The sequence below is a fragment of the Microtetraspora fusca genome (assembly GCF_001570365.1).
GTDB classification, from domain to species: Bacteria; Actinomycetota; Actinomycetes; order Streptosporangiales; family Streptosporangiaceae; genus Microtetraspora; species Microtetraspora fusca.
The window spans coordinates 364768-378955 of the sequence record NZ_BBYK01000042.1; the positions used below are offsets into that span (position 1 = coordinate 364768).

11 protein-coding genes are annotated in these 14188 nt (G+C 72.9%); 10 read left to right on the forward strand and 1 reads right to left on the reverse strand.

Features of this window, described 5'->3' with window-relative positions; translation table 11 throughout:
- Positions 1 to 408: 408 nt before the first annotated feature.
- Positions 409 to 744, reverse strand: a complete 336-nt coding sequence (locus AWQ68_RS10880) for a hypothetical protein (RefSeq protein WP_066938548.1) — start codon at positions 742 to 744, stop codon at positions 409 to 411.
- A gap of 289 nt (positions 745 to 1033) precedes the next feature.
- Here AWQ68_RS10880 and AWQ68_RS10885 point away from each other — a divergent pair, with 289 nt between their 5' ends.
- From AWQ68_RS10885 to AWQ68_RS10930, 10 genes are all read left to right on the forward strand, one after another.
- Positions 1034 to 1936, forward strand: coding sequence for an alpha/beta fold hydrolase (locus AWQ68_RS10885; protein WP_066938551.1), 903 nt, complete (start codon positions 1034 to 1036; stop codon positions 1934 to 1936).
- An 82-nt stretch (positions 1937 to 2018) separates the two neighbouring features.
- A complete protein-coding gene (gene moeZ, locus AWQ68_RS10890; RefSeq protein WP_066938554.1) occupies positions 2019 to 3197 on the forward strand; it encodes an adenylyltransferase/sulfurtransferase MoeZ in 1179 nt (392 codons plus the stop codon).
- A gap of 102 nt (positions 3198 to 3299) precedes the next feature.
- Positions 3300 to 4019: a hypothetical protein gene (locus AWQ68_RS10895; protein WP_245655848.1), complete on the forward strand. Its 720-nt coding sequence runs from the start codon at positions 3300 to 3302 to the stop codon at positions 4017 to 4019.
- Positions 4013 to 5260, forward strand: coding sequence for a S8 family serine peptidase (locus AWQ68_RS10900; RefSeq protein WP_245655849.1), 1248 nt, complete (start codon positions 4013 to 4015; stop codon positions 5258 to 5260). Before AWQ68_RS10895 ends, AWQ68_RS10900 begins: the two co-directional genes overlap by 7 nt.
- A 9-nt stretch (positions 5261 to 5269) precedes the next feature.
- Entirely contained in the window at positions 5270 to 6100 is an 831-nt protein-coding gene (locus AWQ68_RS10905; protein ID WP_066938559.1) for a hypothetical protein, read from the forward strand.
- Complete coding sequence (locus AWQ68_RS10910) at positions 6094 to 7203, forward strand: S8 family serine peptidase (RefSeq protein WP_169808893.1); 1110 nt, start codon at positions 6094 to 6096, stop codon at positions 7201 to 7203. Before AWQ68_RS10905 ends, AWQ68_RS10910 begins: the two co-directional genes overlap by 7 nt.
- Positions 7204 to 7304: 101 nt before the next feature.
- A complete protein-coding gene (locus AWQ68_RS10915) occupies positions 7305 to 7676 on the forward strand; it encodes a hypothetical protein (protein WP_066938562.1) in 372 nt (123 codons plus the stop codon).
- Positions 7664 to 7966: an MGMT family protein gene (locus tag AWQ68_RS10920; protein ID WP_066938564.1), complete on the forward strand. Its 303-nt coding sequence runs from the start codon at positions 7664 to 7666 to the stop codon at positions 7964 to 7966. Before AWQ68_RS10915 ends, AWQ68_RS10920 begins: the two co-directional genes overlap by 13 nt.
- A gap of 49 nt (positions 7967 to 8015) precedes the next feature.
- Entirely contained in the window at positions 8016 to 10910 is a 2895-nt protein-coding gene (locus tag AWQ68_RS10925) for a CDP-glycerol glycerophosphotransferase family protein (protein ID WP_066938567.1), read from the forward strand.
- Positions 10911 to 10964: 54 nt separating this feature from the next.
- Positions 10965 to 14138 (forward strand): ATP-dependent helicase, encoded by a 3174-nt coding sequence (locus AWQ68_RS10930; protein ID WP_066938570.1) that lies wholly within the window; start codon positions 10965 to 10967, stop codon positions 14136 to 14138.
- Positions 14139 to 14188 lie beyond the last annotated feature (50 nt).

A 14188-nucleotide genomic window follows, 5' to 3' on the forward strand; every position in this document is an offset into this window, starting at 1 on the left:
CCTTCGGCGTCGAGCGATAAACGGTGATCGGAGGCTTTTGCCGTCCGCTTGTCGCTTTATTGGAGACGTTGCGCGATTAGGCCATTTATGCGGTGATGTGCGGTATATGTCGCAATTGCGCCGTACGGCGAACGCCCGGGGAGCGGGAGGGGAACGCAAAAGACCACCCGGCCGGCGGTATCCGCCGACCGGGTGGTCCGGTCTCGCTGTGGTGAGGGCTCCCGTGAGCCTTCGCTCGCGGGAGCCCTCGGGTCATCGCGGTGGAGAATCACCCTTCACCAGGCCGGTGAGGTGTTCTCGGTGGCCACCTGTTGCGTCGTGCCCGCGCTCCCCGTGAACTCGCGTCCGGCCGGAACCGCTGCTCCGGTGGAGCGTGGGCACATCACGAATCTCTCGTCGCCTCCGTCTTTAGAAGTCGTCGTCGAAGCGGTCGAAGCCCCGGTCACGCTCACGGCCGACGCGGATGTTGTTGATCACGAACTGGCGCTGGTTCTGGTTCTGGCGGTTGGTCTGGTGCTGACGGTTGTTGTTCCGGTTGAAGTTGCGGTTGTGGTTGCGGTTGCGACCGCGGCCACCCCAGCCCCAACCGCCGCCGCCGCAGCCGCCGCCGCAGCCGCCGCCCCAGGTCGGGACGACGCCGGCGCTCGCCGGAGTGGTGGTGGTCGCCGCGCCGAGCGCGACGGCTCCGCCGGTCAGTGCCGTGCTGATGGCGAGCCCCGCGATGACACTCTTGAACTTGGGCATTGCGTTTCCCCCTTGAAAGGATGGTCGCCCCGTTTTCCGGCGTTTCCCAAAATGATTTGGAAAACGCCGTGGATGCTGGTGAACGCTGCATCCTGGTTGTCTTGATTTCCGCGCCGAGTGTCCGACAAACGGCAATCGTGCGCTTTTACTCCTCGATTGTCGCTTTATTGACGATGTTGAACTCTTATTGCTAGCTATGCAGCGAAATGTCCCATAATGTCCGATTTGCGCCGTGGGGGCGCGAGGAAGCGGGATATCGTCGGAACGGCAGGCGAACAGGGGAGGACGCGTGGATGTCGAGCCGATTCCGTACTGGCCGGGAGAGCTGATCGGGCTGGGGGAGACGCGGATCCACGTACGGTCCACACCGCGCGGACCGGAGGAGAAGGCGGTGTACGTCCACGGGCTCGCCGGCTCCGCCACCAACTGGACCGATCTGATGGGCGCGCTGGCGGACGAGGTCGCCGGATGGGCCCTCGACCTGCCCGGCGCGGGCTTCTCCCCGGCGCCCCCCGACGGCGACTACTCCGTGGACGGCCACGCCCGCGCCGTCGTCGCGCTGATCGAGCACCTCGGCGCCCCGGTCCACCTGTTCGGCAACTCGCTCGGCGGAGCGGTCTCCGTACGCGTCGCGGCCACCCGTCCCGATCTGATCAGATCGCTCGTCCTCGTGTCGCCGGCGCTGCCCGACCTGCTCCCCAGGTACGGCCCGGCCCGCGTGGCCGTGTCCGCCGCCCCGCGCATCGGGGAGTGGGCGATCCGGCGGATGAGCGCGGTCCCCGCCGAGCGGAGGGTCCGGGCGACGCTCGGCATGTGCTACGCCGACCTCGACCGTGTCCACCCCGACCGCGTACGGCTCGCCGTGGAGGAGGTACGGCGGCGGGACGCGCTGGAACACGCCGGACCGGCGCTGGTCCGCTCCGCCAGGGGCATCGTGAGCGAGTACTTCCGCACCGGGCCGGACAACCTGTGGCGGCAGGCCGCCCGGGTGGCCGCGCCCACGCTCGTGATCCACGGGCGGCGGGACCGGATCGTCGACGCCCGGATGGCGCAGCGCGCCGGGCGCACCTTCCCGGATGTGCGCCTCGTCACCATCCCGAACGCGGGGCACGTCGCGCAGATGGAGTTTCCCGAGATCGTGGCGCGCGAGGCGGCCCGGTTGATCGCCGAGACACGCGTCCACGCACGCTGACCTCCCGATTGGGGAATGCCGCGGCCCCCCGGTTAGGTTGTCACTAGATGCTTGTGATGACCCCCTGAACGGGAGTGGGACTGTGTCGTTGCCACCGCTGGTAGAGCCGGCAGCAGAGCTGACCGTCGACGAGGTGCGCCGCTACTCGCGTCACCTGATCATCCCCGATGTGGGGATGGCGGGGCAGAAGCGGCTCAAGAACGCCAAGGTGCTCTGTGTGGGCGCCGGCGGCCTGGGCTCGCCCGCGCTGCTGTACCTCGCCGCGGCGGGCGTCGGCACGCTCGGCATCATCGACTTCGACGTCGTGGACGAGTCCAACCTGCAGCGCCAGGTCATCCACGGCCAGTCCGACGTCGGCCGTCTCAAGGCCGAGTCCGCGGCGGCCAGCGTGCGCGAGATCAACCCGCTGGTCAACGTGGTGATCCACAACGTGGCCCTCACCACCGACAACGTCATGGACATCTTCTCCGGCTACGACCTGATCGTGGACGGCACCGACAACTTCGCCACGCGCTACATGGTCAACGACGCGGCGGTGCTGCTCGGCAAGCCGTACGTCTGGGGATCCATCTACCGCTTCGACGGCCAGGCGAGCGTCTTCTGGGCCGAGCACGGGCCGTGCTACCGCTGCCTCTACCCCGAGCCGCCGCCGCCGGGCATGGTGCCGTCCTGCGCCGAGGGCGGCGTCCTCGGCGTGCTGTGCGCGTCGGTCGGCTCCATCCAGGTCAACGAGGCCATCAAGCTCATCACCGGCGTCGGCGAGCCGCTGGTCGGCCGCCTGATGATCTACGACGCGCTGGAGATGAAGTACCGCGACGTCAAGGTCCGCAAGGACCCCGAGTGCCCGCTCTGCGGCAAGAACCCCACGATCACCGAGCTGATCGACTACGAGGCGTTCTGCGGCACCCTGTCGGACGAGGCGCAGGAGGCCGCCGCGGGCTCGACGATCACGGCGCTCGAGCTCAAGGACATGCAGGAGCGCGGCGACGACATCTACGTGATCGACGTCCGCGAGCCGAACGAGTACGAGATCGTCAACATCCCCGGCGCCGTGCTGATCCCCAAGGGCGAGTTCATCAACGGCTCCGCCCTGGAGGGCCTGCCGCAGGACAAGAAGATCGTCCTGCACTGCAAGTCCGGCGCCCGGTCGGCCGAGGTCCTCGCGATCCTCAAGAACGCCGGCTTCGCCGACGCCGTCCACGTCGGCGGTGGCGTGCTGAGCTGGGTCAAGGCCGTCGACCCCTCGCTTCCCACCTACTGACGCCCGCCGCCGCGGCCGCCATCCCCTATCGGGACAGCGGCCGCGGCGTGGTCTTTCGGCATTTCGATGGATTTGCGCCCAGGTGGGGTTAAGGTCGCTGACGTGAGTGGGACACGGACGTGGCCGGCGCTGATGGTGGCGTCCGCACTCACCGTCATCTGCGCCGTCATCGCCGGAGTGGCGGCGAGCGCCGCGGCCGGCGAGCTCACCCGGGGCCCGAGCGCCGGCGAGCTGCGGCAGGCGTCCGCCGCCGAGATCGCCCGCCGCTGGGAGCTGTGGCCCGCGGGCCGGGTCTTCCCCGCGACCCTCGGCTACACCGGCGAGCAGGGCGGCCGGGAGAAGGCCAGGAGGGTCGGCATCTCCTCGCGCACCGACTGCGCCGCCTCCGTCGACGCCCCGCTGCGCGCCCCCGTACGCGCCGCCGGGTGCCGCGCCATCCTGCGGGCCACCTACATCGACGCGCTCCAGGGCATCGTCGTCACCGTCGGCGTCGCCGCCTTCCCCGACTCCGTCTCCGCGTCGGCCGCCGAGGCCGCCTTCCCCAAAGCGGGGAAACCCACGCCCGGGCTGCGCGCCCTGTCCTTCCCCGGCACCGTGACCGACCGGTTCAACGCCGCCAGCCGCCAGGAGAGCACCGCCCGGCAGGCCGGGCCGTACGTGGTGCTGACCACGGTCGGACAGGTGGACGGACGGCCGGCCCGCTGGGTCGGCAAGCAGCGTCCCACCATCTTCACCTTCGCCGGCGACCTGGCCGGGCAGATCGCGGCGGCGCTCACCGCGCCCGCCGCGCCCGACTGCGAGGCCAAGGAGTGGCGGTGCTGAGGCCGCGCGTCCTCACCGCGCTCGCGGCGGTCACGGTGGCGCTCCTCCCCGGCTTTCTCCCGGGCGCGGCCCGCGCCGACGACGTACGGGCCAGCCAGGACGTGGTGCTGCGCACCCTCGACCTGACTGAGGCGTGGCGGCTCACCAAGGGCGAGGGCATCACGGTGGCGGTCCTCGACTCCGGCGTGGATCCGCGCCACCGCGACCTCGCCGGCTCGGTGATCACCGGAAAGGACTTCACGGCGGGGGCGAACCCGAAGGGCGTGGCCCCGACCCGCCTGCACGGCACGTACATGGCCTCGCTGATCGCCGGGCACGGGCACGGCCCCGCGCGCGAGGACGGCGTGATGGGCGTCGCGCCGGAGGCCAAGGTGCTCTCGGTGCGGGTGATCCTCGAAGACGAGGAGCCCGGCTTCCGCGCGTTCAACTCCGACGCCCGCTACGAGGGCGTGGTCGCCGGCGGCATCAGGTACGCCGTGGACAACGGCGCCGACGTGATCAACCTGTCGATCTCGAAGGACCTGCCGACGGAAGAGGAACGGGATGCCATCCGGTACGCCATCTCCAAAGGTGTGGTCCTGGTCGCCGCGGCGGGCAACGACGGCGCGGGCAAGCGCGACGCCCCCTACTCCTATCCGGCGGCCATCCCCGGCGTCATCTCGGTCGCCGCGGTCACGCCCGCCCTGCGCCGCGCGTCGTTCTCCAACCGCAACTCCTCGGTCATGGTGGCCGCGCCCGGCGTCGACATCCTCGGCGCCGGCCCCGGAGACGAGTACTGGGTCGGCCGCGGCACCTCGCAGGCGACCGCCCTCGTGTCCGGAGTCGCCGCGCTGATCAAGGCGCGGTACCCCCGGATGTCCCCGGCCCTGATCGCGCAGGCCCTCACCTCGTCCTCCTCCACCAAGGACCGGTACAACACCGGCACCGGCTTCGGCGTGGTCAACGCGTACCGGGCGCTGAACACGGCGGCGGCGCTCGCCCGGCACCGCGCCACCGCGTCCGGGCCCGGCGTGCAGGACCCCGCGCGCACGGTCGGGAAGCGGGACCGCGACCCCGAGCCCGTGGCGGTGGTGCGCCGCGACCAACGGGCCATCGTGGTCTACGGCGCCGTCGCCGTCGGCGGCCTCGTCGGCATGGGCACCGGCCTGGCCGTCCTGGTCCTTCTCGTACGGCGGGCCAGGCGCGACGAGGACGACACCCCGGTCCCGCCTGCTCCTTGGCGTACGGAGACGCAGACGTAGCATCGGTGTATGTCGCCCGACCAGCCGGGGAGCCGGCGCCGCGCGCATCAGGGGAGCGCGTCCGCGCGGCGGGCGGAGGCGGCCCGGGTGGCGGCCGAGCGGGCCGCGCTGGCGCGCGGTGTGCGGCTCCATTCGATCTTCCTCGCCCTCATGGGCCTCGTCCTCGCGGCCGCCGCCGTGAACGTCCTGCTCGGTGCGGTCGGCGTGCTCCGCGAGACGCGATCGCGCCCGCTCACGGAGGCCGAGCGCGCCAAGTACGTCCAGGAGGACGTGGCGCGCCGATGGCGGGCCTGGCCGGTCGGCATGGTCTTCCCCGAACAGCTCGAATACGCCGGGCTCGGCCGCGCGCAGCAGTACGCCCGACGGGTGGGCGTGGCCCCCGAGACCTCCTGCTCCGCCGCGGTCGACGCGCCCGTGGCGTCCGTGCTGCGCAAATACCGGTGCGTCACCATGCTCCGGGCGACGTACGTGGACCAGACGGCGACGTTCGCCGTCACCGTGGGGGTCGCGGTGCTCCCCGACGAGCAGACCCGGGTGGACACCGTCGCCAAGCTGCCGCAGGACGACCGCGTCGGCGTGCGACCGGTCGCCTTCCCCAACACGGTGACGGACCTCTTCGGCGCCGGGCAGCGGCAGCGGACGGGCTTCGTCGGGGCCGGGCCGTACATCGTCTTCTCCTCCGTGGGGTACACCGACGGTCGGACCCGTGACTCGGTGCCCGCGGAGGAGCAGTTGAACAGCGAGATGTGGCCCGTGGCGCAGTCGATCGCCGCGCGCATCGCGCGTTCGCTGGCCCAGCCGCCCGACGTCCCACGCTGCACCCAGGGGAACGTGTGCTGAGGCGCGCGGCGCTGTGCGCCGCCGCCATCGCCCTGGCGACGCCGCCCGCCGCGCCCGCCCTCGCGGCCCCCAGTGGCGACCGCGCGGTGCTCGACGCCGTCAACGCCGAGAAGGCGTGGAAGGTGACCAGGGGCGACGGCGTCCTCGTCGCCGTCCTCGACGGCCGGGTGGACGACGCCGCCTCCGAGCTCAAGGGCCGGGTCGAGGAGGGCCCCGACATGACCGGCACCGTCTTCGGCCGGGCGACGTCGCCACCGGGGGAGGCCACCCCCGCGGCCTCGCTGATCGCCGGCGACGGCAGCGGGGGCGGGGCCTGGGGCGTCGCGCCGCGGGCGCGCATCCTGTCCATCCCCGTGATCGCCGAGCGGCCGACCGCCGACTTCGTCGATCCGCAGGCCGAGCCGGGGGCCGCGATCGACAGCCCGCTCGCCCGGGCCATCCGGCACGCCGCCAACAACCGCGCGAGCGTCATCGCCATCCCCTCGGGGACGTACACGGTGGGCCGGATGGACCGCGACGCGATCTCGTACGCGCTCTCGCGGGGGGTGGTGATCGTGTCGGGTGTGGGCGACGGCGGGGACTACTGGCGGTTCCCGGCCGGATATCCCGGCGTCGTGGGCGTGGCCGCGGCCGGCAAGGACGCTCCTTCCAGCGCGAACCTGTCCGTCCTCGTCGCCGCGCCGGGCGTGGACCTGCCCGTCGCCCTCCCCGGAGGCCGGCACGGGAGCAGGAGCGGCAGCGGCCCGGCGAGCGCGGTGGTCGCCGGCGTCGCCGCCCTGATCAAGGCGCGCTACCCGGACCTCAAGCCCGAGCTGGTGGTTCGCGCCCTCACCTCCACGTCCCGGCGCGCGGGCACCGGATACGACAAGAAGACCGGCTTCGGCGTGGTGGACGCGGCGGCGGCGCTCGCCCAGGCCGGCCGGCTCGCCGGGTACGGCCGCGCGGTGCCGGTGGAGGAGGATCTGCACTTCGGCGACGGCCGGCTCGCCCCGGCGCCGGAACGTCCGGGACCCGATCCCGTTAGGCTCTGGATCTACGGCATCGGCGTCTTCCTCGGCGTCTGCGCCTTCGCCGCGGCGGTCGCGGCGCTCACTCGCCGGTGATCACATGTTGATGGCCGTTCGGCTGCGGTTCGGCTGCGGTGTGGTCGATCTCGGCACTTTCGGGCACAGGCGGGGGCAAAGGTTCGCTAGGGTCCCGGCTCATGGGGTACGAGCTGCGCGTCGAGCGTGAATCACCGCTCGCCTACGCCGAACTCGCGAGCGTGCTTTCGGCGCAGGCCGGATTCGAGCTGCGCGGGTCGCAGGAGGCCGGCGAGGTTCTCGCGCGGCACGGCGACGCCGTGCATCGGGTGGCGACCTGGTCGGGGCGGCTGGCCGGACAGCCGGGGTCGGACTGGCATGTGGCCCAGCTGGCCATGCTCTCCGACATCATCGGAGCCCGTCTCGTCGGCGAGGACGGCGAGGCGTACGGCATCAGGAACGGTATCGTCGAGCAGATCAACGGGATGTCGAACTACGAGTTCGGCAAGCTGGAAGAGATAATCGCGGCCGGACCGGCCGAATGGAGCGCCTGAACGACTACGCCGAGCGGGTCCTCGAGATCGTCGAGCTGATACCGCCCGGCAAGGTCATGCCGTACGGGGACATCGCGGAATACCTGGGGGAGGGTGGACCGCGACAGGTGGGACGCGTCCTGTCCCTCTGGGGCGGCGGCGTCCCGTGGTGGCGCGTGCCGAGGGCGGACGGCTCTCCGCCGGTGGGGCACGAGGTCGAATGCCTCGCCCGATGGCGCGAGGAGGGCACGCCGCTCCGGGGAGACCGGGCGGACATGCGGCTCGCTCGATGGGACGGCCGCACCCGCTGACCGCTTACCATTTCTAGAACACCGGTCTCCGAAGGGTGGTGCCTCCCCTATGACACCCGCGCCCACGAGCGACACCGTCGCCGACCGTCTGCGGGCTGTTCAGGAGCTTTACGACCGGGGTGAGTCCATATCGTCGCTGGTCGCGCTGGTGCGCGAGCCCGGCCTGGGGCCGGCCGAGCGACGCGAGGTCGACCGTGAGGCGCTGGCCGGGCCGCTCGGGCTGCGGCTGGACGCGGCCGCCAAGCGGGGCGCGGGCCGCCGTCGCGACGCGATCACGGCCCTGCGACCCTACCTCGCCGAGGTGGACCCCCGCGTCAAGAGAGACCTCCCGGTCGGCCGCCGCGCCGGATACCACCTGATCGAGACCCGCGACCCCGAGGAGCTGGCCGAGAGCGACGCGCTGGCCAAGCTGGCCGCCGCCGCGGCCGAGCCGTCCCGGCGGGTGCGCAAGGGCTTCCGGTGGTACGCCGACCTGCCGGTCGAGGTGGACGGCAAGCTGCTGCGGCTGCGCAAGGCCGACCTCGTGCCGGTGACGCAGATCGACGACATCTCCTGGGTCGGCGGGCGGCTGCGGATCACCGGCCACGCCTACCTTGCCGGACTGTCCGTGCGCAGCCGCCGGTTCAACCGCGCCACCGTCGTGCTGAAGGGGCCGCGCTGGCTGCCGCGGGTGAGGCTCAGGACCCGGCGGATCCACTATCCCGAGGCCACCCACGCGGCCAAGGAGCCGGGCTGCAACTACGACTGGTCGGGGTTCACCGCCGAGCTGCACCCGTTCTCGCTCCGCTGGCGCGCGGGGCTGCGCGCCGTGGTCCGCGGCGGCAAGCGGCTGCTCAAGCGCCGCCACACCGTGCAGGACACCACCACCTGGCGGGCCGAGATCGCGATCTGGAGCCGCATGGCGCGGGCGACCGGCCCGCTGCGCGGTCCCGCGATCGGCCGCACCGAGCGCCCGGACGGGCTGCGGGTCAAGCCGCGCTGGTGGGTGCGTCCCGTGTGGACCTCCGACAAGGCGCTCCAGGTCGTGCTGCAGCCGACGCGGGCCGAGCTGACCGGCGTCCGGCGCGAGGGCGACAACGTCGTGCTCACCGGCTTCGTCCCCGGCCACCCCGTCGCGCGCGGCAAGGCCAGGGTCGGCGGCCACCGGATGGCGGCGGAGTTCGCCCCGGTCGAGGGCGGCAGCGAGTTCTCGCTGGCGCTGGGCGTCCAGACGCTGCTCAAGGACCGCGACGCGCGCCGGCTCTGGGTCGAACCCAAGGGCGAACCTGCGGCGGCCGTGATGCTGGAGGGCGGCGCAGAGACCCGGATCATCGTCGGCGACCGCGAGATCACCGTGCAGGGCGACCGGCGCGACCGGGTGGTCGTCTCCGGGCACAAGATCCTTCCGGTGATCACCTCCGCCGACTGGCGGGACGACACGCTCACGCTCACCGGCCGGTACCCCGACCCCGACCCGGGGCCGCGCGACCTGCTGCTGCGCCACCGCGGCGGTCTGATCATCCGCGTTCCGCTCCAGCGGGACGGCGAGGAGTTCTCGGTGCGGCTCGCGCCCGGCGCGATGCCGCGGTTCGGGGGGACCGTCCCGCTCTCCGAGGGCATCTGGAGCATCTCGGTCGCGCCGCCCGGCAAGCACGGCCCCGCCGTCGCCCCGGCCCGCTTCGACCATGCCGGGCTCGACGCCCTGGACGAGGAACGGCGCACCATCGACGGCCGCGTCTACCGCTTCGTCGCGACGCGGTACGACGTCCCCGTGCTCGTGGCGGCGGAGGACCGGCCGGGCGACGAGCGCAGCGCCGCCGGAGTCTGGGCCCTGAGCCGCAACTTCTACCCCTCGGAGCGGTCCCAGCCGCTGCGCGAGGCCGCGGTCTACGTCTCCTCCGACGGCAGGTCCTACTCCGACAGCCCCCGGGCGATCTACGAGGAGCGGCTGCGCCGGGGCGACGAGAGCGAGCACATCTGGGTGGTCAGGGACGGCGCGTTCGTCCCTCCGGGCTCGGCCGAGCTGGGCCTTCCCGGCGACATCGTCCCCACGGTGGTCAGGGAGGGCAGCCGGGAGCACTACGAGGCGCTGGCCCGCTCCCGCTACGTCGTCTCCAACGGCTTCCTGCCGCCATGGTTCCGCACCCGCGACGACCAGATCTGCGTCCAGACCTGGCACGGCACGCCGGTCAAGCACATCGGCCGCGACCTGCCGCACATGCGCCGCGAGCCGAGGCCGCCGGTCTGGCACCGTCAGGCGGTCGAGGTCCGCGGCTGGGACGTGCTGGTCTCGCAGAGCCCCTGGGCGTCCTCGGTGCTGCGCAAGGCGTTCGGCTACGAGGGCGAGATCCTGGAGTGCGGATACCCGCGCAACGACGTCCTCGTCGGGGACCGCGAGCCCGCCGCGAGCGTGATCAGGCGGCGCGTCGGCGTCCCCGAGGGCAAGCGGGTGATCCTTTACGCGCCGACCTTTCGCGATTACGACCGCAGGAACGCCTCGGTGAAGCTCGACCTCGTGGACGCCCGGCGGGCGCTCGGCGCGGACCACGTGGTGCTCGTGCGCGGCCACGCGATGCAGGCGTTCCCCCACGTGCCGTCCCTGGACGGGTTCGCCATCGACGTCACCACATATCCCGACATAGCGGACCTGCTGCTGATCGCGGACGTGCTGGTCACCGACTACTCCTCGTCGATGTTCGACTTCGTCGCGAGCGGCCGGCCGGTCGTGCTGTTCACGCCGGACCTGGACCGCTACCGGGCGGCCCGCGAGCTCTACCTCGACCTGGAGTCGCAGCGTCCCGGGCCGCGTCTGGCCACCTCGCCCGAGGTCGTCGAGGTCCTGCGCTCGATCGACTCGGTGCAGGCCAAGCTCGCCGACCGGTACGCCTCGTTCGTCCGTACGTACGCGCCGCACGAGAACGGCAAGTCCGCCGCCCGCCTGGTCGATCACGTGTTCTCATCCTGACCGCGGGCCCAAGCGGGCACGATCAGCTCCCGTGGTCTGGTGGAATGGCGTGTTATGAGTTATCGGCTGGTGCGGCGCGGAGCGCTGGGGCGGCACGCGGCTCCCGTTCTCGACGAGCACCAGCGGGCCGTCGTCGAGCACGGGTCGGGGCCGCTCCTCGTGCTCGCCGGCCCGGGCACCGGCAAGACCACCACCATCGTGGAAAGCGTGGTCGACCGGATCGAGCGGCGCGGCGTCGACCCCGAGCGCGTCCTCGTTCTCACGTTCAGCCGCAAGGCCGCCGGTGAGCTGCGCGAGCGCATCACCGGCCGGCTGCGCCGGACGACCAGGACGCCGCTCGCGCTGACCTTCCACAGTTACGCGTACGCGCTGCTGCGCCGGGAGGCGGTGCTGGCGGGCGAGCCGCCGCCCCGGCTGCTGACCGGCCCGGAGCAGCTCCTGGAGGTCCGCCGGCTGCTGCACGGCGAGCTGGAGGACGGCGCGCGGCACTGGCCGCCCCGGATGCGCGAGATGCTCGGCACCCGCGGGTTCGCCGAGGAACTGCGCGACTTCCTGTCCCGCGCCGCCGAACGCGGCCTGGACGGCGACGCCCTGGTACGGCTCGGCCTCGCGCACGGCAGGGAGGACTGGCAGGCCGCCGGGCTGTTCTCCTACCGCTACCAGGACCGGTTCGACCTCGACCCGGTGCCCTCGCTCGACTACGCCGAGCTGATCCGTGCGGCCGCCGGCCTGCTCGCCGAGGGCGACGTGCGGCGGCGCGAGCGGGCGGCCTACGACGTCGTCTTCGTGGACGAGTACCAGGACACCGACCCCGCCCAGGAGCTCGTCCTGCGGCAGCTCGCCGGGGACGGCCGCGACCTGATCGTGGTGGGCGACCCCGACCAGGCCATCTACGGCTTCCGCGGCGCCGACGTGCGGGCGATCCTCCGGTTCCCGGAGCGCTTCCGCACGCTGGACGACCAGGACGCGCCGGTCGTGGCGCTGCGGGTCTGCCGCCGCAGCGGCCCCGCGCTGCTGGAGGCGTCCCGGCGGGTCGCCACGCGGCTGCCCGCCACCTTCGCCGCGCATCGCGACCTGCTCTCGGTGCCCGGCGCCGAGCCCGGCGGCGTACGCGTGCTGATCGCCGACAGCGCCGGCCAGGAGTCGGCCGTCGTCGCCGACACCCTGCGCCGGGCGCACCTGCTCGACGGCGTCCCCTGGTCGCGGATGGCCGTGCTCGTACGCAGCGCGGCCCGCCAGATCCCCGCGCTGCGCCGCGCGCTCGTCACGGCCGGAGTGCCGGTCGTCGTCGGCGGGGACGAGGTGCCGCTGATCCAGGAGCCCGGTGTCCGGCCCCTCATCACGTTGCTCAAGATCGCGGTCCGGCCGTCCACGCTCGACGCGGCGACCGCGGAGGAGCTGCTCACCGGGCCGCTCGGCGGCACCGACATGATCGGCGTCCGCAGGCTGCGGCGCGCGCTGCGCGTGGCGGAGCAGGAGCGGGCCGCCGACGAGGACGGGACGCTGCCGTTCACGCCCCGGTCCTCGGACGAGCTGCTCGTGGCCGCCATCCGCGACGCCCGCGAGCTGATCCCGATCGAGCCGCACGTGGCCGCCCCCGCCGAGCGGGTCGCCGAGCTCCTCAAGATCGCGCGCTCCGCCGTACGGGACGGGCCGGAGGCCGTGCTGTGGGAGGTCTGGCAGGCCAGCGGGCTGGCCGAGCGGTGGACCGAGATCAGCCTCTCCGGCGGCTCCAGGGGCGCGCAGGCCGACCGCGACCTCGACGGCGTCGTGGCGCTGTTCGACTACGCCGCCCGGTTCGTCGACCGGCTGCCCAAGGCGGGCGCGGAGGTCTTCCTCGACGACCTGATCGCGCAGGAGATCCCCGGCGACTCGCTCGCCGAGCAGGCGCCGGACGGCGAGGCCGTACGCATTCTGACCGCCCACCGGTCGAAGGGCCTCGAATGGGACGTCGTGGTGGTGCCCGGTGTCCAGGAAGGCGTCTGGCCGGACCTGCGGCTGCGTGGATCGGTCCTCGGCATCGAGTCGCTGGTCGAGCTGGCCGGAGGGGGCACGCCCGACACGACGGCGCTGGACACCGGCGCGGCGGCGGCCGCGCTCGCCTCCAAGCTGCTCGCCGAGGAACGGCGGCTGTTCTACGTCGCCGCCACCCGGGCGCGCCACCGGCTGGTCGTCACCGCGGTCGGCGGCGAGGACACCGACGAGCGTCCCTCCCGCTTCCTGACCGAGCTGCTGCCCGGCGGCGTCGAGCCGGTGACCATGGACGACCGGGCCCGCTGGCTCAGCATGCCCGCGCTCGTCGCGGACCTGCGCGCGGCGGTCTGCGACCCGGGCAAGCCCGAGGCGATGCGCCGCGCCGCCGCCACGCACCTGGCCCGGCTGGCCCGGGCGGGCGTGCCCGGCGCGAGCCCGCGCGACTGGTACGCGCTGACCCCGCTCTCCGACGACCGCCCGCTCGGCTGGCCGGACGACATCGTCCGCGTCTCGCCGTCCGCCGTGGAGAACTTCACCAAGTGCGGGCTGCGGTGGGTCCTGGAGACGGCCGTGGGCGCGGGGAGCGTCGGCGTCACGCAGAGCCTCGGCACGGTCATCCACGCGATAGCCGTACTCGCGACCGGCGACGACCCGGACCTGGCGAAGCGGCTGGACGAGGTCTGGGACCGCTTCGACTTCGGCGGCGTGTGGTTCAACCGCAAGCAGCGCAAGGTGGCCGAGCAGATGGTCGAGCGGTTCCTGGCCTGGCACCGGGAGAACCCCCGCCGGCTCGTCGCGCTCGAGGAGCCGTTCACCGCGGTGCTGTCCGAGGGCGTGCACATCAAGGGCAGGGTGGACCGCGTCGAGCGGGACGAGGACGGCCGGGCCGTCATCATCGACATCAAGACCGGCGGCACCAAGCCCAAGGACGGCGAGATCGACCGCCACCCGCAGCTCGGGGTCTACCAGCTCGCCACGCTGCTGGGCGCGTTCAAACGGCACGGCCTGGTCGAGCCGGGAGGCGCCGCGCTCGTACAGGTGGGCAAGGCCGCGGGCACCACCGGCAATGCCAAGGAACAGGCGCAGCGCGCGCTCGGCGAGGACGCGGACCCCGACTGGGCGGAGCGGCTGGTCGAGACCGTCGCGACCGGCATGTCCGAGCGGGTGTTCGTCGCCAAGATCAACGATGGTTGCCGCACCTGCGCCGCGAAGATCTGCTGCCCCGTCAACGACAGCGGAGGTCAGGTGTGCTGAGCGCGGCCGACGGATCCGAAGAGCCGGAGGGCGGCCACGCCGAGCCCGAG